This is a genomic window from Thiomonas sp. X19, from assembly GCF_900089495.1.
GTDB lineage: Bacteria > Pseudomonadota > Gammaproteobacteria > Burkholderiales > Burkholderiaceae_C > Thiomonas_A.
This window is the reverse complement of sequence record NZ_LT605203.1, coordinates 3,442,184-3,463,791: the sequence shown is the minus strand read 5'-3', so window position 1 is coordinate 3,463,791 and position 21,608 is coordinate 3,442,184. Positions and strand designations below refer to the sequence as shown.

Annotated in this window: 20 protein-coding genes and 1 CRISPR repeat array (1 of these 21 cut by a window edge); of the genes, 17 read left to right on the top strand and 3 right to left on the bottom strand. The window is 63.8% G+C overall.

The genetic code is table 11. The features are described 5' to 3' along the window. Positions 1 to 139: 139 nt before the first annotated feature. Positions 140 to 1,363: an amino acid aminotransferase gene (locus THIX_RS16710; protein WP_112487079.1), complete on the bottom strand. Its 1,224-nt coding sequence runs from the start codon at positions 1,361 to 1,363 to the stop codon at positions 140 to 142. Between the two features lie 182 nt (positions 1,364 to 1,545). Between THIX_RS16710 and uvrB the strand changes: the two genes are divergently transcribed. From uvrB to THIX_RS16695, 3 genes are read left to right on the top strand one after another with little or no spacing between them, the layout of a single operon-like run. Next, the gene (gene uvrB / locus THIX_RS16705; protein WP_112487078.1) at positions 1,546 to 3,639 is read left to right on the top strand and encodes an excinuclease ABC subunit UvrB; all 2,094 of its coding nucleotides are present in this window, start codon (positions 1,546 to 1,548) and stop codon (positions 3,637 to 3,639) included. Between the two features lie 52 nt (positions 3,640 to 3,691). After that, positions 3,692 to 4,936, top strand: coding sequence for a PQQ-dependent sugar dehydrogenase (locus THIX_RS16700; protein ID WP_112488428.1), 1,245 nt, complete (start codon positions 3,692 to 3,694; stop codon positions 4,934 to 4,936). A 47-nt stretch (positions 4,937 to 4,983) separates the two neighbouring features. Then, entirely contained in the window at positions 4,984 to 5,475 is a 492-nt protein-coding gene (locus tag THIX_RS16695; RefSeq protein WP_112487077.1) for a low molecular weight protein-tyrosine-phosphatase, read from the top strand. A 40-nt stretch (positions 5,476 to 5,515) separates the two neighbouring features. Here the strand turns inward: THIX_RS16695 and THIX_RS16690 are convergent, their stop codons facing one another. Further along, the gene (locus THIX_RS16690; protein WP_112487076.1) at positions 5,516 to 6,739 is read right to left on the bottom strand and encodes a GNAT family N-acetyltransferase; all 1,224 of its coding nucleotides are present in this window, start codon (positions 6,737 to 6,739) and stop codon (positions 5,516 to 5,518) included. Here THIX_RS16690 and THIX_RS16685 point away from each other — a divergent pair. Continuing rightward, positions 6,738 to 8,450, top strand: coding sequence for an NAD+ synthase (locus THIX_RS16685; RefSeq protein ID WP_112487075.1), 1,713 nt, complete (start codon positions 6,738 to 6,740; stop codon positions 8,448 to 8,450). The two genes, THIX_RS16690 and THIX_RS16685, sit on opposite strands and share 2 nt — an antisense overlap. Positions 8,451 to 8,512: 62 nt before the next feature. Then, on the top strand, positions 8,513 to 8,851 hold the full coding sequence (locus tag THIX_RS16680; RefSeq protein WP_112487074.1) for a P-II family nitrogen regulator: 339 nt from the start codon (positions 8,513 to 8,515) through the stop codon (positions 8,849 to 8,851). Positions 8,852 to 8,897: 46 nt separating this feature from the next. On the opposite strand, the gene THIX_RS16675 is transcribed toward THIX_RS16680, so the two are convergent. Beyond that, entirely contained in the window at positions 8,898 to 9,482 is a 585-nt protein-coding gene (locus THIX_RS16675; RefSeq protein WP_112487073.1) for a TIGR00730 family Rossman fold protein, read from the bottom strand. A gap of 194 nt (positions 9,483 to 9,676) precedes the next feature. On the opposite strand from THIX_RS16675, the gene THIX_RS16670 reads away from it, so the two are divergent. The 12 genes from THIX_RS16670 to cas2 all read left to right on the top strand — a co-directional run bounded on the left by THIX_RS16670 (position 9,677) and on the right by cas2 (position 19,638). After that, positions 9,677 to 10,729, top strand: coding sequence for a site-specific integrase (locus THIX_RS16670; protein ID WP_112487072.1), 1,053 nt, complete (start codon positions 9,677 to 9,679; stop codon positions 10,727 to 10,729). A gap of 108 nt (positions 10,730 to 10,837) precedes the next feature. Continuing rightward, entirely contained in the window at positions 10,838 to 11,140 is a 303-nt protein-coding gene (locus tag THIX_RS16665; protein WP_112487071.1) for a BrnT family toxin, read from the top strand. After that, the gene (locus THIX_RS16660) at positions 11,121 to 11,411 is read left to right on the top strand and encodes a hypothetical protein (protein ID WP_112487070.1); all 291 of its coding nucleotides are present in this window, start codon (positions 11,121 to 11,123) and stop codon (positions 11,409 to 11,411) included. The genes THIX_RS16665 and THIX_RS16660 overlap by 20 nt, the downstream gene beginning before the upstream one ends. A 135-nt stretch (positions 11,412 to 11,546) precedes the next feature. Then, positions 11,547 to 13,790 carry a CRISPR-associated helicase Cas3' gene (cas3, locus tag THIX_RS16655; RefSeq protein ID WP_233224762.1) on the top strand — a complete coding sequence of 748 codons (2,244 nt, stop codon included), beginning with the start codon at positions 11,547 to 11,549 and terminating at the stop codon, positions 13,788 to 13,790. Between the two features lie 10 nt (positions 13,791 to 13,800). Then, positions 13,801 to 14,466, top strand: coding sequence for a type I-C CRISPR-associated protein Cas5c (gene cas5c, locus THIX_RS16650; RefSeq protein WP_112487068.1), 666 nt, complete (start codon positions 13,801 to 13,803; stop codon positions 14,464 to 14,466). Continuing rightward, positions 14,463 to 16,232 (top strand): type I-C CRISPR-associated protein Cas8c/Csd1, encoded by a 1,770-nt coding sequence (gene cas8c, locus THIX_RS16645; RefSeq protein ID WP_112487067.1) that lies wholly within the window; start codon positions 14,463 to 14,465, stop codon positions 16,230 to 16,232. Before cas5c ends, cas8c begins: the two co-directional genes overlap by 4 nt. After that, entirely contained in the window at positions 16,229 to 17,197 is a 969-nt protein-coding gene (gene cas7c / locus THIX_RS16640) for a type I-C CRISPR-associated protein Cas7/Csd2 (RefSeq protein WP_112487066.1), read from the top strand. The genes cas8c and cas7c overlap by 4 nt, the downstream gene beginning before the upstream one ends. Positions 17,198 to 17,215: 18 nt before the next feature. Then, positions 17,216 to 17,422 carry a 2-oxoisovalerate dehydrogenase gene (locus THIX_RS16635; RefSeq protein ID WP_112487065.1) on the top strand — a complete coding sequence of 69 codons (207 nt, stop codon included), beginning with the start codon at positions 17,216 to 17,218 and terminating at the stop codon, positions 17,420 to 17,422. Further along, the gene (locus THIX_RS16630) at positions 17,419 to 17,661 is read left to right on the top strand and encodes a type II toxin-antitoxin system HicA family toxin (RefSeq protein ID WP_112487064.1); all 243 of its coding nucleotides are present in this window, start codon (positions 17,419 to 17,421) and stop codon (positions 17,659 to 17,661) included. The genes THIX_RS16635 and THIX_RS16630 overlap by 4 nt, the downstream gene beginning before the upstream one ends. Before the next feature lie 12 nt (positions 17,662 to 17,673). After that, entirely contained in the window at positions 17,674 to 18,297 is a 624-nt protein-coding gene (cas4, locus tag THIX_RS16625) for a CRISPR-associated protein Cas4 (RefSeq protein WP_233224604.1), read from the top strand. Continuing rightward, positions 18,297 to 19,331 (top strand): type I-C CRISPR-associated endonuclease Cas1c, encoded by a 1,035-nt coding sequence (gene cas1c / locus THIX_RS16620; protein WP_112487062.1) that lies wholly within the window; start codon positions 18,297 to 18,299, stop codon positions 19,329 to 19,331. The genes cas4 and cas1c overlap by 1 nt, the downstream gene beginning before the upstream one ends. 16 nt (positions 19,332 to 19,347) lie before the next feature. Further along, complete coding sequence (cas2, locus tag THIX_RS16615) at positions 19,348 to 19,638, top strand: CRISPR-associated endonuclease Cas2 (RefSeq protein WP_112487061.1); 291 nt, start codon at positions 19,348 to 19,350, stop codon at positions 19,636 to 19,638. 177 nt (positions 19,639 to 19,815) lie between these two features. Further along, a CRISPR array of direct repeats spans positions 19,816 to 21,608; the repeat unit is 37 nt; unit sequence GTCTCGCTCGGGTTAAAACCCGGGCGTGGATTGAAAC (it continues 3,709 nt past the right edge of the window).

Genomic DNA, 21,608 nt, shown 5'->3' with positions numbered 1-21,608 from the left:
CGACCGGGCTAGCCATCTGCCTGCACGCACCCAGGATCCCGCCCCCTTGGCAGGGTCGGGAATTCGGGGCGGAAGCAGGGCGGGCATAGGGCCCGGGCATCGCGGCGGGAAGGGCGAAAATAGCGAAAGTACCCAGCACTCAGGCCATGCCCTTTTCGGACTGCATGGCCGCTGCCATGGCTTTGGCGACGTAATCGATGTTGCGGGTGTTGAGCGCGGCCACGCAGATGCGACCGGTGCTGACGCCGTAGATGCCGTGCTGCGTGCGCAGCGCTTCCATCTGCTCGGCGCTCAGGCCGGAGTAGCTGAACATGCCTTTCTGGCGGGTGATGAAGCTCAAATCGGTGTTGACGCCTTGTGCCTTCAAGCGATCGACCAGGGCGACCCGCATGGTGCGAATGCGCTCGCGCATATTGGCCAGTTCCTGTTCCCACTGCGCGCGCAGCGCGGGGGTGGAGAGCACGGTGGCCACGACCTGGGCGCCATGGGTGGGCGGGTTGGAATAGTTGGTGCGGATGACGCGCTTGAGTTGGGACAGCACGCGGGCGGCTTCATCCTTGCTGGCGCAGACCACGCTGAGCGCGCCGACCCGCTCGCCGTAGAGCGAGAAGCTCTTGGAGAACGAGGTGGAGACGAAGAAGTCCAGGCCGCTGGCGACGAATTGCTGGATCACGGCGCCGTCTTCCTTCAGGCCGAAGCCGAAGCCCTGGTAGGCCATGTCGAGGAAGGGAACCAGGCCGCGCGCCTTGAGCGCGGCGATGACCTGCTCCCATTGCTCCGGCTGCAGGTCGTAGCCGGTGGGGTTGTGGCAACAGGCGTGCAGCACGATCACGGTGCCGGCGGCCGTCCGATTCAACGCGCCCAGCATGGCGTCGAAGGCGATGCCGCGTGCCTTGGCGTCGTAATACGGGTAGTTGCCCACGACGAAGCCGGCGGACTCGAACAGGGCGCGGTGGTTTTCCCAGCTCGGGTCGGAAATCAGCACCTGCGCGGCGGGGTTCAGGCGCTTGAGGAAATCGGCCCCCAGCTTCAGGCCGCCGGTGCCGCCCAGGGCTTGCACCGTGACCACGCGTCCCGCGCCCAGCAGATCACTGCCGGCGCCGAACACCAGGTCTTGCACCGCCTGGTCATAGGCAGCGATGCCGTCGATGGGCAGGTAGCCGCGCGGCTTCGGGCTCTCGGCCAGCAGGTTTTCCGCTTCTTTGACGCAGGCCAGCAGGGGCAGTTTGCCGTTCTCGTCGGTGTAAACGCCCACGCCGAGGTTGACCTTGCTCGGGTTGGGGTCGGCCTGGAATTGCTCGTTCAGGCCGAGGATGGGGTCGCGCGGGGCCATGTCCACGCTGGCAAAAAGCGATGCACTCATGGGTGTTTGTGAGGGGCTCTAGGGATGGAGGGATTGCCGGGCGCAAAATGCTGGGCTTGTGGCTGGCCCAGCGCAGACCGGAAGACCCCTGATTTTAGGCCGCCAGCGGATTTCCGGCCCGCGCCCACCCCACCCATGTCGGGGATGTGCAACGCCGGTCGCTTTTTCCTTCGAAATCCGCCATGCCCAGTCTCGCCATCGTCGAACCGTCCGCACAGCCGTCCTTGATGCGCTTTCCGGGCTCACCGTTCCAACTGCATCAGCCCTACCCGCCAGCAGGCGACCAGCCCGAGGCCATCGCCAAGCTGGTGGAAGGCATCACCGACGGCCTGAGCTTCCAGACCCTGCTGGGCGTGACGGGCTCGGGCAAGACCTTCACCATGGCGAACGTGATTGCCCGTCTGGGGCGTCCAGCCATCGTGTTTGCGCCGAATAAAACACTAGCGGCGCAGCTTTACAGCGAATTTCGCGAGTTTTTCCCGAAAAACGCCGTGGAATATTTTGTCAGTTACTACGATTACTACCAGCCCGAGGCCTATGTGCCGCAGCGCGACCTGTTCATCGAGAAGGACAGCGCCATCAACGAGCACATCGAACAGATGCGGCTCTCGGCCACCAAGAGCCTGCTGGAGCGGCGCGATGTGATCATCGTGGCCACCGTCAGCGCCATCTACGGCATCGGCAATCCGGCGGATTACCACGCCATGATCATGACCATGCGCGTGGGCGACAAGCAGGGGCAGCGCGACGTCATCGCCCAGCTCGTGCGCATGCAGTACACCCGCAACGACGTGGAGTTCACCCGTGGCTCCTTTCGTGTTCGCGGCGACCAGATCGACATTTTCCCGGCCGAGCACGCCGAGCTGGCCATACGCGTGGAGCTGTTCGACGACGAGATCGAGGCGCTCACCCTGTTCGACCCGCTCACCGGGGCCATGCGGCAAAAAATTCCGCGCTTCACCGTCTACCCCAGCAGCCATTACGTCACGCCCAAGGAACGGGTGCTGGAGGCGACGGTGGCCATCGAGGCCGAATTGAAAGAGCGCCTGGGCGAGTTCCGCCGCGCCGGCAAGCTGGTGGAGGCGCAGCGCCTGGAGCAGCGCACCCGCTTCGACCTGGAGATGCTCACCGAGATCGGCCATTGCAAGGGCATCGAGAACTACACCCGGCATCTGTCGGGCGCCGCTCCTGGCGAGCCGCCGTCCACCCTGGTGGATTACCTGCCGCCCGACGCGCTGATGTTCCTGGACGAAAGCCATGTGCTCATCGGCCAGTTCAACGGCATGTACAACGGCGACCGCGCACGCAAGACCACGCTGGTGGACTACGGTTTTCGCCTGCCCTCGGCGCTGGACAACCGGCCGCTGAAGTTCGCCGAATTCGAGAGCAAGATGCGCCAGGCGACCTTCGTCTCGGCCACCCCCGCGGCCTATGAGCTGGAGCACGCGGGCGCGGTGGTGGAGCAGGTCGTGCGCCCCACCGGCCTGGTGGACCCGGTGGTGGAGGTGCGCCCGGCCACCGCCCAGGTGGACGACCTGCTGGGCGAGATTCGCCTGCGGGTGAATGCGGGCGACCGTGTGCTCGTCACCACGCTGACCAAGCGCATGGCCGAGCAGCTCACCGAGTACTTGTCCGACAACGGCGTGAAAGTGCGCTATCTGCACTCCGACATCGACACCATGGAGCGCGTGGAGATCCTGCGCGACCTGCGCCTGGGCCTGTTCGACGTGCTGGTGGGCATCAACCTGCTGCGCGAGGGGCTGGACATTCCCGAAGTCTCGCTGGTGGCCATTCTGGATGCCGACAAGGAAGGCTTCCTGCGCTCGGAGCGCTCGCTGATTCAGACCATCGGCCGCGCCGCGCGCAACATCAACGGCAAGGCCATTCTCTACGCCGACGTGGTCACCGACTCCATGCGCCGCGCCATGGGCGAGACCGAGCGCCGCCGCACCAAGCAGGTCGCCCACAACCTGGCCCTGGGCATCACGCCGCGCAGCGTGGTCAAGCAGGTGCGCGATTTGATCGACGGCGTCTACGACCAGTCCGGCAGTACCGCGCGCGCGCAGCAACGCGCCGACCAGGAGCATGCGCGCTTCGAAGCCCTGGACGAGAAGGACCTGGCACGCGAGATTCGCCAGCTCGAAAAACGCATGCTGGAACACGCCCGCAACCTCGAATTCGAGCAGGCCGCGCGTGCCCGCGACCAACTGGCCGCCTTGCGCCGCCGTGCGTTTGGCGCCGGCGACGATCACGATCTGGACGCCCAGACCGGCTGAGCCATCCGACCCTTTGCCCGTCGTCGCCGAGTTCGCCCAGGAGACCCCTGCCATGCCGAACCCACTTGCTCCTGCCCTTGTCTCCCGCCGCCGGACCTTGGCCTGGCTGGGCGCTGCTGCCGGTTGCAGTGCGCTCGGCGCTGGTGGCGGTGCCGTGGTCATCGCTTGGGGCGATGTGCCGGCGTCGGCGCTGTCACAACCCAAGCCGCAACCCAAGCCAATCGTGGCAAGCTCGCAACCACGCGTGACCACGTTCACCACCGGACTGGCCAACCCCTGGGGATTGGCTTTGCTGCCCGACGGCCGGGCCCTGGTGACCGAGCGCCCGGGCCGTCTGCGCCTGGTGGGAGTTGGCGGCAGCCTGTCGGCGCCGGTTGCCGGCATACCCACGGTGGATGCGCGCGGCCAGGGCGGCCTGCTCGACGTCGCCATCGACCCCGATTTCCAGCACAACCGGCGCATCTATTTCAGCTATGCCGAACCCGGCACGGGTGCCGAGGCCGGCCTGAACGGCACCGCGGTGGCGCGCGCCGTGTTGAGCGCCGACGCCGCGAGCCTGTCCGATGTTCAAGTGATCTTCCGCCAGACGCCCAAGGTGGGCAGCACCGCGCACTTCGGCTCGCGTCTGGTTTTCGCCCGCGACGGTTCCCTGTTCGTCACCCTGGGGGAACGCTTCAGCCGGCGCGACGAGGCGCAGAACCTGGCCAACACCCTGGGCAAGGTGGTGCGCATCCGCAGCGACGGCAGCGTGCCAGCGGACAACCCATTCGTCGGCCATGCCGGCGCCATGCCGGCGATCTGGAGCCTGGGCCACCGCAATGTGCAGGGCGCCGCCATCCACCCAGACACGGGCGAACTGTGGACCTGCGAACATGGCCCGCAAGGCGGCGACGAGGTCAATATCGACCGGGCAGGGCGCAACGACGGCTGGCCGCGCATTTCCTACGGCTGCGAATACGGCGCGCCGGTGGGCGGCTGCACGCCGGTGGGCGGGGCCAGCGCCGCGCCCGGCCTGGAGCAGCCGCTGACCACCTGGGTGCCCACCTCCATCGCCCCCAGCGGCATGGCTTTCTACACCGGCAGCATGTTCCCGCAATGGCGCGGCAGCCTGTTCATCGGCGCGCTGGCGGGCAAGGCACTTTGGCGCTTGAGCCTGGACGGCAATCGCGTGGTGGCGCGCGAAGCCTTGTTCAGTGACCTGGGCGAGCGCATCCGCGATGTGCGCCAGGCGCCCGACGGTTCGATTCTGCTGCTGGCCGACCGTCTCAACGGCCGCATCCTGCGCCTGCAGGCCTGATTGACCCACAGCCTCCCGCCATCTCCGACTCGGAACCCCAATCCTTCATGCGCCAATTCAGTGTGCTGTTCTGTTGCATGGGCAATATCTGCCGCTCGCCCACGGCCGAGGGCGTGTTCCGCGCCCAGCTGCACGAAGCCGGTTTGGCGAGCCAAGTGCATGTCGATTCCGCCGGCACCCACGGCTATCACATCGGCGAGCCGCCCGACGCGCGCAGCCAGCGGCATGCGCTCAAACGCGGCTACGACCTGAGCCGCCAGCGTGCCCGCGAGGTTCGCGCTGCCGACTTCGAAGCCTTCGACCTGATCCTGGCGATGGACTTCGACAACCTCGCCCGACTCGAGCAGGAATGCCCGCCCGAGCGGCGTCGCAAGCTGCGGCTGTTCATGAGTTTCGCGCCGCAAACCGGCAGTGCCGTGGTGCCCGACCCCTACTACAGCGGCGCCGACGGCTTCGAGGTGGTGCTCGATCTGGTGGAGCAGGCGAGCCGCGGCCTGTTGGCCCATGTGCAGCAGGAGTTGCAGGCGCAGGGGGCCTGAGTCGTCGCAGTCGGGTCGCGCAGCCGAGTCGCGCGCTGCGTCAGTCCCGGGTTTCACCGGCGCTCCAGGGGCTGGGCGTCTCCAGTGCCGCCGCGGGGGCCGTCTCCAGTTGGCGAAACGGCGCGTGTTCACGCAGCTCGTCCATATGGTCGTCCATCGCCAGCGTCTCGCGTTGCAGGAAGTTCTCGATCGCCGCGTTGAAGCGCGCATCGGCCAGCCAGTGGGCCGAAGTGCAGGCCACGGGCAAGAGGCCGCGGGCCATCTTGTGCACGCCCTGCGCACCGCCTTCGAAACGGATGTAACCGTGCTCGATGCAATACTCCAACGGCTGGTAGTAGCAGGCCTCGAAATGCAGATGGGGCACATGGCGCAGCGCGCCCCAATAGCGCCCGTAGGCATGCCCCAGCGCGGGGTCGAGCAGGATGAGCGAGGCGGCGATCGGCTGGCCGTCCTGCTCGGCGATGAGCAGCAGCACATGCTTGGGCAGGTGCTGTCCGAGCGCGCGGAAAAAACCCAGGTTCAGATAGGGCGATGAGCCGTGCTCGGCATACGTCTGGTTGTAGCAGCGGGCGAAGAAAGCCCAGTCTTCCGCGCTTGCCTGTGCGCCTGAAACCTGGCGAAAGCGCACGCCGGCTTCCACCACCTTGCGGCGTTCCTGGCGCACTTTTTTGCGCTTGTCGTGGTTCATGCTGCCGAGAAAGGCGTCGAAATCCGTCCAAGGCTTGTCGGCGGGTTGTTGCCAATGGAACTGCACGGTCTGCCGCAGCAGCAGGCCGGCCTGCTCGCACAGCGCGCGGTCCTCGGGGGTGAGAAACAGCAGATGCAGCGACGACAGGCCGCTGCGCCGCGCCAGCCCCAGCAAGGCTGCCAGCAGCGCCTTGCGCGCCGCGCGGCCTCGCCCCAGCAGGCGCGCGCCGGTGACCGGGGTGAAGGGCGTGGCCGCCAGCAGCTTGGGGTAGTAGGGCAGGCCGTGGCGCTCGTGGGCGTCGGCCCAGGCCCAGTCGAACACGTACTCACCCATGGAATGGCGCTTGGCGTACACCATGCAGGCGGCGGCAAGCCGGCCGGAGGCATCGTGCAGTCGCAGCAACAGCGGCTGCCAGCCGGTGTCCGCCACGGCGCAACCCTGCGTTTCCAGCGCCAGCAGGTAGGCATGGCACTGGAACACGGTGCTGCCTGGCGTGGCGGCGGCGAGCTCGTCCCACGCGGCTGCCGGCACCTCTGTCATGCTCTGGGCTATCTCAATGCGAAAATCGCTGTCCATGTCCATTCAAATCGCCATCGCGCAGTTCAACGGCACCGTGGGTGACCTGGCCGGCAACTGCAAAGCCATCGAGGCCATGGCCGCCCAGGCCCATGCCCAAGGCGCCCGCCTGCTGCTCACGCCGGAATTGGCGCTGACCGGCTATCCACCCGAAGATCTGTTGTTGCGGCCAGCCTTCATGCGCGCCGCAGACGATGCATTGCACCATTTGGCGCAAAGCCTGGCGCAGTATCCGGATATGGCCGTGGTGGTGGGCCACCCGCATGTGCCGGGCGAGCATGCCGATGTACGCACCGCGTCGACCCAGCAGCCGCTGCGCTGGAACGCCGCTTCGGTGCTGCGCAACGGCCGCATCGAAGCCACTTACGGCAAGCTGGAACTGCCCAACTACCAGGTGTTCGACGAGCGGCGCTACTTCGCTCGCGCCGGCGAAGCCTGTGTGTTCGAACTTGGTGGCGTGCGTTTCGGCATCAATATCTGCGAAGACGCCTGGTTCCCCGAAGCCCCGCGCCGGGCGCGTGCAGCCGGCGCCCAGGTGCTGCTGGTGCTGAACGCTTCGCCGTTTCATCTGGGCAAGAGTGGCGAGCGCGAAGCCATCATGCGCGGCCGTTGCCGTGAAACCGGCATGGCTCTGGTGTTCGCCCACGGCGTCGGCGGGCAGGACGAGTTGGTGTTCGACGGGGGCTCGTTCGTGATGGACGCCTTCGGCGAGGTGCAGGCGCGTGCGCCGCAGTTCGAGCCTTGCGTGCTGACCGCCACACTGGGTGCCGATGCCCAGCCACTTCAGGGGGAGGTCGCCCCCATTCAGCCGCTGCCGGCGCAGGCTTGGAGTGCGCTGGTGAGCGGCACGCGCGACTATGTGAACAAGAACGGCTTCCCCGGCGTGCTCATCGGCCTGTCGGGAGGGGTCGACTCGGCCCTGGTGCTGGCCATTGCGGTGGACGCGCTGGGGCCCGAGCGCGTGCGCACGGTGATGATGCCTTCGCCCTACACCGCCGACATCTCCTGGATCGACGCGCGCGACATGGCACAGGGCCTCGGCGTGCGGCATGACGAACTGTCGATCACCCCCATGTTCGACGCTTTCCGTGCCACGCTGGCGCCGCTGCTGGCCGCGCGCGAGGGCGACACCACGGAGGAAAACCTGCAGTCGCGCATTCGTGGCACGCTGCTCATGGCGCTGTCGAACAATTCCGGCTGGATGGTGCTGACCACGGGCAACAAGAGCGAGATGGCCACCGGCTACGCCACGCTCTACGGCGACATGGCGGGCGGTTTCGCCGTGATCAAGGACGTGCGCAAGACCCTGGTGTGGGAGTTGGCCAACTGGCGTAATGCCCATGCCGTGCGGCAGGGCAAGGCGCCGGTCATTCCCGAGCGCGTCATCACCCGTGCGCCCTCGGCCGAGTTGCGCCCCGACCAGACCGACCAGGACAGCCTGCCGCCTTACCCGGTGCTCGACGCCATTCTGGAACGCTCCATGGAGAACGACCAGAGCACGGCGGAGTTGCTGGCGGCGGGTTTGCCGGCCGAGGCCGTGAGCCAGGTGCTGCGCCTCATCAAGCTCAACGAATACAAGCGTCGCCAGGCGCCGCCGGGAGTGCGCATCACCCACCGCGCTTTTGGGCGCGACTGGCGCTACCCCATCACCTCCCACTGGCTGGAACGGGTCGATTCCGAGCCGTCCCCAGGCCATCACGGCCATGGATGAATCGGTTAAGCTGAAGCTCTGGATCGCACAAGCACACATCAGGGTCATTGACGAGGATAACCATGAAACAAATTACCGCCATCATCAAACCCTTCAAGCTCGACGAGGTGCGTGAGGCCCTGGCCGAAGTCGGCGTCACCGGCCTGACCGTGACCGAGGTCAAGGGCTTCGGCCGGCAGAAAGGCCATACCGAGCTGTATCGCGGCGCCGAGTATGTGGTCGACTTCCTGCCCAAGGTGAAGATCGAGGTCGTGGTCAAGGGTGGTGAGGTCGAGCCGGCCATCGACGCCATCGTCAAGTCCGCCCGCACCGGCAAGATCGGCGACGGCAAGATCTTCGTCACCAGCGTCGAGCAGGTCATCCGCATTCGCACCAGCGAAACCGGCGAAGCGGCCGTCTGACCACTCGGGCATCCGTGCGGCCCGGTCGCCGCGCGGCGTCTGCGCGTCAGATCGCTTCGCGCATGCGCCACCAGGGATCGTCCTGCACCGGCTGGCTCCCCACCATGCGGTCCAGCAGCCGGCCCGGATCGGCCTCCACCACCAGCGGCGCCAGCACCTCGGTACGGACGAATCCCTGCTCGCGGCTTTGCGCGAGAAAATCCAGCAACGGGTCGTAGTAGCCCTGCACATTGAGCAGGCCGATGGGCTTGTTGTGGTAGCCGAGCTGCCGCCAGGTCCAGACCTCGAAGAGTTCCTCCAGCGTGCCCAGTCCGCCGGGCAGGGCGATGAAGCCATCGGCATAGTCGGCCATCATCTTCTTGCGCTGGTGCATGTTCTCCACGATATGCAACTCACTCAGGCCGGTGTGGCCCACCTCGCGTTGCATCAACAACTCGGTGATCACGCCCACCACGCGGCCGCCACCAGCCAGCGCCGCTTCAGCCGTGGCATGCATCAGCCCGACACTGCCGCCGCCGTAAATCAGGGTCATGGCGCGGTGGGCAATGGCGCTGCCCATGGCGGTGGCGGCTTCGGCGTAGACCGGATCGGTCCCGGCGCGGGACCCGCAATAAACACAAACGGAATGCATGGAACAAGAACCTTCAGAGCATGCGTGGCAGCAGGATGGACAGCCAGACCACGGCACAAAGCAGCAAGGTTAGCAAGAGGAAATGAAACGCCTTGGGACCCGCATAAACACTGGCTTTGCTAGAATAAAACATGGGTTTTGGGGGAATCTAGGGGGAATCGAACGATCGTTCGCTAACCCTGCAAGGGGCTGTCATGGCATACATCGAGAAGCGGAAAAATGGATACAGAGTACAGGTTCGGCGTCGTGGTCTGCCCAGCATATCGCGTACGTTTGACCTGAAGGCCGATGCCGAGGCTTGGGCGCGCGACATGGAGCGCGAAGCGCAACAAGGCAACATCGCCGTGTTGCGCAACGAGGCGGGCAAAGTCACGATGGCCGAACTCATTGATCGATTCTCGGTCGATGTGGTGCCGAGCTTCAAATCTGCGGGCAACTGGCGAGGCTACTTGCAGATTGCGCGTGTGCGATTTGGTTCCTATTTCCTGTCGGCCATACGCAGCGTCGATCTGGCGGCGTGGCTTGCCGATCTGCGTGCCTCTGGGCTGGCGCCAGCCACAACCCTGCATTACTTGCAAGCTGTGCGGTCTTGCTTCAACTATGCCGCCAAGGACTTGGGTATCCACCTACCCGCAGGCAATCCGGCACGCGATGTGCGCAAGCCTAAGCTTGACAACGCTAGGGATCGTCGCTTGTCGCCAGAGGAACTGGATTACCTATTTCGCGGGATCGCTGGTGCTCGCAAGCCCGACGGCATGCGGGAAATGATTTCGCTGGCCGTAGAAACGTCAGCACGCGAGTCCGAGCTGCTGAGCCTGAACTGGAGGCTCATCGATCTGGACAAGCGCACGGCTCACCTTCGTGTCACGAAAACCGGGGTGCCTCGCACGGTGGCTTTGTCCATTGCTGCGGTCGGTGCCTTGCGAACCATGCAGGCCTTTCCGCGCCGACTTGACGGGAAAGTATTCCCATGGACGCGCGGGGCTTGGGTGAGCGCGTTTATCCGCATCCGCCGCCGTGGTCGTGAACTGTATGAAGCCGATTGCACCGCGCAAGGCGTCAGACCGGACGCGTCATTCCTGACCGACCTGCGTTTCCATGATCTGCGCCACGAGGCCACGTCCCGGCTGTTCGAAAAGGGCCTTGGCATCATGGAAGTGGCGAGCATGACAGGCCATAAGAGCCTCGCCATGCTGAAGCGCTACACCCACGTCGAAGCCGAAAAACTCGCCCAAAAACTCGGGTAACACCAAACCAATGGCCAGCGCCGCATGGTTGTGGCCTGCGAGCGTACGGGGCGTCCATCACGCCATACGTCATATTGACAATTGCAATACATAGTCTATTCTTTCGCTATGGACATCGAGTACGCGTTGCAGGGCATCCGATTCCGCTGGAATGCGGACAAGGCGCGCAAGAACATCGACAAGCATCAGGTTTCATTCGAGCAGGCGGCACAGGTCTTTCTGGACCCCTTCGTGCGCTACCAGGACGCATCCGATCGAGGCGAGCAACGCGACGCAGCCATCGGTGCGGATTTTGATTTCCGGGTGCTCTTTGTCGTGCACATGATGTTCGAGGACGATCACATCCGCATCATCTTTGCCAGAAAGGCAGAACCACCCGAGAGGTCTCGCTATGAAAATGGAAACGATTAAGCGCCGCCTGGCCAAAGACAGGCCCATGGTTGCCGTCACCTTGCGCATGCCGCAGGACGTGGTGGACGACCTCAAGCGCGTGGCCCCGCTGCGCGGTTTCGCCGGTTATCAAGCCTTGCTGCGCGCGTATGTCGGTGCCGGCCTGCGTGACGATATGGAACGGTTCGAGGGGTCAGCTGTCGCTCGACTGATCGACAGGCTGCGCGATAGCGGCGTGCCTGAGGAAACCTTGCGTCGCGCTGCGGCTGAGGTTTCCCATTCCGCCCCTTGATGCACATGCGGGAACGCGACTGGGTGACCATCAGCCAATCAATATCTCTCCAGCTGAGCTTCAAACTCAACTAACTCAGCCGCAGGACAGCCGATGTCAAAAAGCAGGAATCAGCGGGACAGTCGACAACAGCCCATTGCCCATGCCGCGAAGGATGCCAACGGCAACTGGCTTGAACCGCACCGTCTTGCTGATCATCTGACGGCGGTTGCTGATCTGGCTGCCCGTTTCGCGGAAACCTTTGGTGCCGACTCGGCAAGGCTGGCGGGCCAGTGGCACGACTTGGGCAAATACCGCCCCCGTTTCCAACGTTACATCCGTCAGGCCAGCGGCTTCGAAGCCGATGCCCACATCAAGGGCGAGGCGGGCAAGGCACCGCATTCGACGGCAGGCGCAGTGCTCGCGACGGATCGCTTCGGCCCGGCGGGGCGGGTGCTGGCCTATCTCATCGCCGGGCATCATGCCGGGCTGGCGGATTGGTTCGGTGGATTGGAAGTGCGTCTCGCAAGTGCCGACAGCCGTGCGGAGCTGTCGGAGTCTTTGGCTGCGAACCCGCCGGCCGAATTGCTCGACGCAGGCGACTTCAAGCCTGATTTGCGGACGATTCCCGGGGGCAAGAACGGCTTTGCGCTGTGGGTGCGCATGCTGTTCTCGGCGCTGGTCGATGCGGATTTCCTCGATACCGAGCGCTACATGGACCCGGACAAGTTCACGCGGCGCAACCAGTGGCCCGCGCTGTCCGAACTCACTCACCTGTTCGATGCCTACATGGCCAAGCTGGCCGCCGCCGTGCCGCCCACTCCCGTCAACGCCCTGCGCGCCGACATCCTGCGCCAGTGCTGGGAAAAGGCCGCTGCCGCCCCCGGGCTGTTTTCACTCACGGTACCCACCGGCGGCGGCAAGACGCTCTCGGGCATGGCCTTCGCGCTGGAGCACGCCCGCGCGCACGGCAAGCACCGGGTGATCCATGTCATCCCCTACACCAGCATCATCGAGCAGACCGCCGACATTTTTCGCAGCATTTTTGGTGAAGCGGTCATCGAGCACCACAGCAACGCCGAGTCTGACCCCGAGCGGGAAAACCACGCCTCGCGCCTGGCCTGCGAAAACTGGGACGCACCCATTGTCGTCACCACCAATGTGCAGTTCTTCGAGTCGCTGTTCGCCGCGCGCACCTCGCGCTGCCGCAAGCTGCACAACTTGGTGGACAGCGTCATCATCGTCGACGAAGCGCAATTGCTGCCGCCGGAATTCCTGCAGCCCATGCTCGACGTGCTCAATCTGCTGACGCAGCACTACGGCGTGAGCGTGGTGCTGGCCACCGCCACCCAACCCGCCTTGAGCACCCGCGAATACTTCGACGCCCGCCAGAACCTGCGCGGCCTGGACAACGTGCGCGAAATCATCAACGACCCCGATGCGATCTACCGCGCGCTGGAACGCGTGCACGTGCGCCTGCCAGTGGATTGGCAAGCGCCCACCGATTGGCCACAACTGGCGCAGGAACTCGCCCGGCACGACTCGGCACTCGCCATCGTCAACCGCCGCCAAGACGCGCGCGAACTCTGGGAGAAAATGCCCGAGGGCACGCTGCATCTTTCTGCGTTGATGTGCGGCGCGCATCGCTCGCAGATCATCGGGGACATCAAAGCGCGGCTGAAAGCCGGCGTGCCAACGCGCGTGGTCAGCACCCAACTGGTCGAAGCCGGCGTAGACGTCGATTTCCCTGTGGTGTTTCGAGCGCTCGCCGGGCTCGACTCCATCGCCCAGGCGGCAGGGCGCTGCAACCGCGAAGGCCGTCTGGCCGCCAAGGGCGAGGTCGTGGTCTTTGTTCCGCCAAAACCCGCACCGCCGGGGCTTCTGCGTCGCGGCGAGGACGCTTGTCGCGATGTCCTGTACGGCATCACCGAGCAGCCGCTCGCGCGCGAACGCTTCGCCAGCTATTTCGAACGCCTGTACCACGCCTGCGAACTCGACAAAAAGGGCATCTGCGACGACTTGTGCATGGCCGGCAACACCCTCGACGGTTTTGAGCTGGCCGTTAACTTCCGCACCGCAGCCGAGAATTTCAAGCTGATCGAGGACGAGGACAACTCGCCCATCATCGTGCTCTACCGGGGTGTGGACGGACGGGACGGCAGCATTGACGATTTACTGGGAATGCTGCGCAAGGATGGCCCGCAGCGCTGGCTGATGCGTAAGCTGCAGCGCTACACGGTCAACCTGCATAGCCGCGATGTGGCGAAGTTATTGGCTTATGGGGACATCGCGGAAATCATTCCCGGTCTTTTCGTCCAAGTCAGCGACTTTCTCTACCACCCTACACTCGGGCTCAATCCTGACGGACCGCCCCATGGGCCAACCAGTCTGATTGTGTGACGAGAGAACCATGAAACCCTATTGCCTGGAACTGTCCGGCCCCTGGGCCTGCTTCACACGCCCAGAAATGAAGGTCGAACGGGTGAGCTATGACGTGATGACTCCATCCGCCGCGCGTGCCTGCTTCGAGGCGATTCTTTGGAAGCCGGCGATCCGGTGGCATGTGCGCCGCATCGAGGTGCTCAAACCCATCCGCTGGATCAATCTGCGGCGCAATGAGGTGGCGAGCGTGATATCCACCCGCAACGTCGAAACCGCGATGAAGAATGGCCAAGGTGACCTCGCCCTCTACGTCGAGGACGACCGTCAGCAACGCGCTGGCCTGTTCCTGCGCGACGTGGCCTACCGCGTGCACGCCGATCTGGAATTCCTGCCCGCGCGCGATCCCGAAGCACGCGTGCCGAAGTATCACGAGATGTTCGAGCGCCGGGCATCCAAGGGCCAATGCGTCAATCAGCCCTACCTCGGCACACGCGAGTTCGCGGCGCATTTCCGGCTGATTGCCGACACTGCCACCGAGCCGCGGCCGATCGATGAAACCCGCGACCTGGGTTTCATGCTGCACGATCTGGACTTCTCCAATACAGCCGACCCGCAGCCGCGCTTTTTCCGTGCGCTCATGGAGCAAGGCGTGGTGCAGGTTCCCGCCTGGAATAGCGTGGAGGTGCGGGGATGATTCTGCAAGCGCTCGATGTCTACTACCGCCGCAAGCAGATCGACCCCGACCCCGCAAACCGCTTGCCGAGCTTTGGTTTGGAAGACAAGGAAATTCCCTTCGTGCTGGACATCGACGCTGCCGGGAGACTGCTCAATATCGCCGACACCCGCAGCGGCGATGGCAAGAAGAAAGCCGGCCAGCGCTTTCTGGTGCCGCAGGGCGTCAAGAAAACCTCGGGCGTGGCGGCGAATCTGCTGTGGGACAACGCCGAGTATGTGCTAGGCATGCCCGACGCCAAGAAGCGCGAGGAGAGCCGAAAGAAAGACAAGGAGGCGGATTACCTCGCTCGTCTAGCCGAAATGCACCAGGCATTTCGCGCCAGGCTCGAAGCCTTGCCCGAGTCAGCTCGCGAGGACGCTGGCATCCAAGCCGTACTGGCATTTCTCGACTCTCTCACTCCGGAGTCTCTCGCGAGCTTTTCCGCATTTGCGGATATCGAAGCAGCCAACCCCGTCCTGAGTTTTCGTCTACACGGGAACCTGGAACTGGTTTGCCAACGCCCCGCCGTGGTCGTGGCCACTGCCAACCAAACCGAAGAAACGCCCGATGGCGTGTGTCTGGTCAGTGGTGCGCCTGCCGCCATCGAACGCCTGCACCCTGCGATCAAGGGCGTGTGGGGTGCGCAGACTTCGGGCGCAAACATCGTGTCGTTCAATCTCGACGCATTCAATTCATACGGCAAGGCGCAGGGTGCGAACGCGCCACTGGGCAAGTCCGCAGTGTTCGCCTACACCACGGCCTTAAATCATCTGCTGGCGAGGGATTCGCGCCAGCGCATCCAGGTCGGTAATTCCTCCACCGTTTTCTGGGCCGAGGGCCCGCACACGCTGGAAACCGCCATGCTCGACCTGTTCGGCGAACCGCCCAAGGACAACCCGGACAGGAACACTGATGCGATCAAGGTGCTGTACGCGTCCGTAGCGTCGGGGCAGTTCAGCGTCGGCGGGCCCGACACGCGCTTCCATGTGTTGGGCCTGGCACCCAACGCAGCCCGCATCAGCATTCGCTTCTGGGAAACCGCTACAGCCGCCGAGTTGGCGCGGCGCATCAGGCAGCATTTCGAGGATGTGGCCGTCGTCCATGCCGCCTACGAACCGGAACACCTGTCACTGTTTCGCCTGCTCACCGGACTGGCCTTGCTGAACAAGGCCGACAACATCCCGCCCAACCTCGGCGGCGAAGTCATGCGCGCCATTCTCGAAGGACTGCCTTATCCGGCCACGCTGCTCAATTTGGCCGTGGCGCGCTGCCGCGCCGAGCAAAAACCCACCTATGCCCGCGCCGCTGTCATCAAGGCCTGCCTCAACCGCTGGATTCGTTCCCGCAACACCCCAGAGAAGGAGTTCACGCCCATGCTCGATCCGACCAACACCAACCCGGCTTATCGGCTGGGGCGGCTGTTCGCCACGCTGGAAAAAATCCAGGAGGACGCCAGCCCCGGCATCAACGCCACCATCCGCGACCGCTATTACGGTGCGGCATCGAGTACTCCGGCCGCGGTATTTCCGACCCTGCTGCGCCTGAGCAAGCACCACCTCGGCAAGATGACCGCGGGCCTCGCCATCACCCGCGAGAGGCTCATCGGTGAGATCATGGATGGCTTCGACGCCGCCACCTTCCCGCCGCGCATCCTGCCCTTGCCCGACCAGGCGCGGTTCGCTCTCGGCTACTACCAGCAACGCCGAGCTTTCTTCACCAAATCCACCACGGAGCAAATTCAATGAGCCTGACCAACCGCTACGACTTCGTGCTGCTGTTTGACGTGAAAGACGGCAATCCCAACGGCGACCCGGACGCCGGCAATCTGCCGCGCCTGGATGCCGAAACCGGGCATGGGCTGGTGACCGACGTGGCCTTGAAGCGCAAGGTGCGCAACTTCGTCGCGATGACCAAAGAGCAAGATGTACGCGACCCCCAGCCGGGTGAGAAGCGCTTCGAGATTTACGTGCGCGAGAAAGCCGTCCTCAACCAGCAGAACCAGCGCGCCTACTCCGCGCTCAAGCTGGATGCTGAAAGCCTCGAGTCCGCTCCAGACGAAGCCTCCGAGAAAAAAACCGCCAAGGAGAAAAAGCGCAAAGGCAGTGGCGATGACGTGAACAAGGCCCGCGACTGGATGTGCCAGAATTTCTTCGACGTGCGCACCTTCGGCGCGGTCATGTCCACCGGCATCAACTGTGGCCAGGTGCGCGGACCGGTGCAGTTCACCTTCGCGCGTTCGGTCGATCCCGTCATCGCACAGGAACACTCGATCACCCGCATGGCGGTGGCGACCGAGGCCGAAGCCGAAAAGCAGGGCGGTGACAATCGCACCATGGGCCGCAAGCACACCGTGCCTTACGGCCTCTACGCCGCGCATGGTTTCGTCTCGAGCTTCCTCGCCAGGCAGACTGGCTTTGGTGAAGACGATTTGGCACTGCTTTGGCAATCACTCGCGCAGATGTTCGAGCATGACCGCTCCGCAGCCCGGGGCGAAATGTCCACTCGCGGGCTGTATGTGTTCAGGCACGATTCGGAGCTGGGCAACGCTCCGGCGCATGCGCTGTTTGATCGGCTGAAAATCGCGCGCGCCGAAAGCGTGGACGTGCCGCGCACTTTCGACGATTACACGGTACTCTTCGACGGAAACCCCATCGGCGCGGGGAGCGAACAGTCGCTTGGCAACGGCGTCACGCTGCGGCGCCTGGCCTGACATTCAGCGGGAGTCCACATGTCCGAAATCCATTTCATCGTCGAACAAGCGCCTGAGGGCGGCTATATCGCGCGCGCCGTCGGCGTGGACATCTTGACCGAGGCCGACGACCTCGAATCCCTGCACGCGCAAGTGCGCGACGCAGTGCATTGCCATTTCGACGATGACAAGCGTCCCAGCATTATCCGTCTGCACATCACCCGCGAAGAGATGCTGGCAGTATGAGGCTGCCGCGTGATCTGTCCGGATCGGATCTGGTCAAGCGCCTGGACCGGCTTGGCTACCGCGTCACACGGCAGACCGGTAGCCACATGCGGCTGACCAGCACCGCGCGCGGAGAGCATCACATCACCGTGCCCCGGCATGATCCGCTGCGCATCGGCACGCTGGCCGCTGTGCTCGATGCCGTGGCAGTGCATCACGGCCTCAGTCGCGATGCCTTGCTCGAGCGCCTGTTCAACTGAATGCTCCGGGATGTGAACGCCACCGACGACCCTGTGCCCCTGTCCGCCCTGCAGCACTGGGTGTACTGTCCGCGGCAATGCGGGCTGATCCACCTGGAGCAAGCGTTCGAGGACAACATTCACACCGCGCGCGGACAGGCCGTGCATCGTCTCGTGGACGCGCCGGGCTACGAGATCAAGGCCGGCGTGAAAGTCGAGCGCAGCCTGCCCTTGTGGTCGGATCGTCTGGGACTGATCGGCAAGGCCGACCTCGTCGAGTTCCATGCCGATGGCACGGTGTTCCCCGTGGAGTTCAAGCATGGCCGCAAGCGCCAGAAAACCCATGACGACATCCAGCTCGCCGCCCAGGCCATGTGCCTGGAAGACATGCTGGGCCGCCCCGTGCCGCTTGGCGCCATCTACCACGCCAGCAGCCACCGCCGGCGCGAAGTCGCCATCACGCCCGCGTTGCGCGAACTGGTGATTGATACGGCCGAGGCCATCCGCGCCATGCTGAGGGCCGGGGTCCTGCCGCTCCCCGTGTTCGATGCGCGCTGCCGGGAATGTTCGCTCAAGGACATCTGCCAGCCCGAGGCGCTGACCGCCGTGCGCGTGCAGCGCGAACTACGTGCGCACCTGTTTGAGGTGGAGGACTGATGCAGACCCTGCAAAACACCCTGTATGTGATGACCCCGCAGGCCTATGTCCACATCGACAACGCCACCCTGCGCGTGGACGTGGAACGCGAGAAGAAACTCCAGGTGCCGTTGCACCATGTCGGTGGCTTGGTGTGCTTTGGCAACGTCATGGTGTCGCCAGCGCTGATGCACCGCCTGGCCGATGAGGGCAAGTCCCTCGTCCTGCTGGATGATTCCGGCCGCTTCAAGGCGCGGCTCGAAGGCCCGGTATCGGGCAATATCCTGCTTCGCCAGGCCCAGCACCATGCCGCGGACGATGCCACCATCACCTTCGGACTGGCGCGTGAGTGCATCGCCGGAAAGATCAAGAACAGCCGCAGCGTCGTGCAACGCGGGGCACGCGAAAGCGCCGATGCCGGCGAATCCGCCCATCTCGCCCGGTGTGCCGACAACCTTGCCGCATCGTTGCGCGCCGCCGCCGAGGCCCAGACCCTTGACGTCCTGCGCGGCGTCGAGGGTGAGGCTGCGCGCGGCTATTTCGAGGCCCTGAATCGCATCGTCAAGCCGTCCATGCGTGAAGACTTCCGCCTAGACGGCCGCACCCGCCGGCCTCCGCTCGACCGGTTCAACGCCCTGCTGTCTTTTCTCTACGCCATGCTGATGAACGATTGCCGCTCGGCGCTGGAAGCCGTCGGGCTCGATCCCCAGCTCGGTTTCCTGCACGCCGTGCGGCCCGGCCGCGCCGCACTTGCACTCGACCTGCAAGAGGAATTCCGCTCGGTACTCGCAGACCGGCTGGCGCTGACACTCATCAACCGCGGCCAGATCAGCGCTGACGACTTCGACCAGCACGAGGGCGGCGCCGTGCTGCTGTCCGACAAAGGCCGGCGCAAGGTCGTCGCCGCCTGGCAGGAGCGCAAGCAGGAAGAGGTCACCCACCCTCTGCTGGAGACCAAAATGCCGATCGGCCTGCTGCCTTTCGTCCAGGCTCGCCTGCTCGCGCGGACCATCCGCGGCGAGATGGACGGTTACCTGCCCTATCTGGCCCGGTAATCGACCACAAGACACCATGCTCATCATCGTGACCTATGACGTCTCGACCGAAACAGCTGCAGGCCGCAAACGTCTGCGGCGCGTAGCCAAGGCCTGTGAAAGGGTGGGACAACGCGTGCAGAAATCCGTGTTCGAATGTCAGGTCGATGCCATGGAATACGAAGCCCTTGAACGCGAACTGCTCGCCGAAATCAAGCTGGACGAAGATAATCTGCGCTTCTACCGCATCACCGAACCGACCGAACTGCGCGTCAAGCAATATGGCACCTTCCGTTCCATCGACTTCAACGGCCCGCTTGTCGTGTAGCCCGCGAACCCCGAGCAAAGCCGAAATCCCGGCCGGTTCGCGCATCACGCAAATCCTTGATCTTTCACAATTTGATGAATTTTCCTTGCCTGCGAATCCGGGTCTGCCTGAACGGAGAACCCAGTTCGCGGGAATGCAGAACAACTCCGTTGCGCAGCAACACGTTGCGCGAGTGGAGTCTCGCTCGGGTTAAAACCCGGGCGTGGATTGAAACACCCGTGGCGTGAACGGTTGGCACCCTCACATTCACGTCTCGCTCGGGTTAAAACCCGGGCGTGGATTGAAACCTTCCAAGCCTTGATTTTTCGGGGGTTCTATGTCAGTCTCGCTCGGGTTAAAACCCGGGCGTGGATTGAAACATGTCAAAGCACAAGCACGGCAAGCACGAAGAAAAGTCTCGCTCGGGTTAAAACCCGGGCGTGGATTGAAACGAGCAGAGGCGATTGAGTGTCCATGGCGGTGTTCTGTCTCGCTCGGGTTAAAACCCGGGCGTGGATTGAAACCTCATGCTGCCGGATACCCCGGATTCTCTGCAGGTCGTCTCGCTCGGGTTAAAACCCGGGCGTGGATTGAAACATCGCAGGAACCCAAAAGCGAAGCCGAGCAAAGCAAGTCTCGCTCGGGTTAAAACCCGGGCGTGGATTGAAACGGGAGGGTGATGCCCTTTGGCAGCCAGAGCAAGACGTCTCGCTCGGGTTAAAACCCGGGCGTGGATTGAAACCACCCATGCGTTGAGCGAGTTCGCTCCCGCTGACGTCGTCTCGCTCGGGTTAAAACCCGGGCGTGGATTGAAACATCGCTCTCCTCAATGGCGGCAATCAACGCCGATCGTCTCGCTCGGGTTAAAACCCGGGCGTGGATTGAAACTCGATGCCAGCGACGGCATCCCCTGCAACCCCCCGTCTCGCTCGGGTTAAAACCCGGGCGTGGATTGAAACGATCACGGAAGTGACGAATAGTACGACGAACACCAGGTCTCGCTCGGGTTAAAACCCGGGCGTGGATTGAAACTCAACAAAGACGCCCTGCGGGCGACTTGTTGTAAGTCTCGCTCGGGTTAAAACCCGGGCGTGGATTGAAACGATGCGATCGTGCATGGAGCATCACCCAGCGCAAAGTCTCGCTCGGGTTAAAACCCGGGCGTGGATTGAAACCATTTTTGGAAGCGCGAACGAGCCTGGAGCTCGGCGTCTCGCTCGGGTTAAAACCCGGGCGTGGATTGAAACCATTTTTGGAAGCGCGAACGAGCCTGGAGCCCGGCGTCTCGCTCGGGTTAAAACCCGGGCGTGGATTGAAACATGGGTTGAAGGGATCAAAACATGGGTGCAGCATGTCTCGCTCGGGTTAAAACCCGGGCGTGGATTGAAACGCGCTCATGCGTGTCGAAACCGACCGTAAGGCCGGTCTCGCTCGGGTTAAAACCCGGGCGTGGATTGAAACCCTTCGCGGTCGTGCCTGAGGGATACCGCATCGAAGTCTCGCTCGGGTTAAAACCCGGGCGTGGATTGAAACGTCAAGGGCAGCTTGCATGCGGTGGTGGTGTTCCGTCTCGCTCGGGTTAAAACCCGGGCGTGGATTGAAACTCTATAGACCCATCACATTCGCACTTTCACCCGCGTCTCGCTCGGGTTAAAACCCGGGCGTGGATTGAAACACGCCAGGCTGCATCACCCTCGCGCACATGCCCTGGTCTCGCTCGGGTTAAAACCCGGGCGTGGATTGAAACGTACTGTGACGCCTAGCTTGGTTTGCTTCGCGCCGTCTCGCTCGGGTTAAAACCCGGGCGTGGATTGAAACGTCAGCCTGTTTTGGCTCCTGCGGGACCTGTTATTGTCTCGCTCGGGTTAAAACCCGGGCGTGGATTGAAACACCAATGACGTGGTGAAGCTCTGCGATGCGCCGTGGTCTCGCTCGGGTTAAAACCCGGGCGTGGATTGAAACAACTCTGTGAACGACTTTCCCAAGGCCGT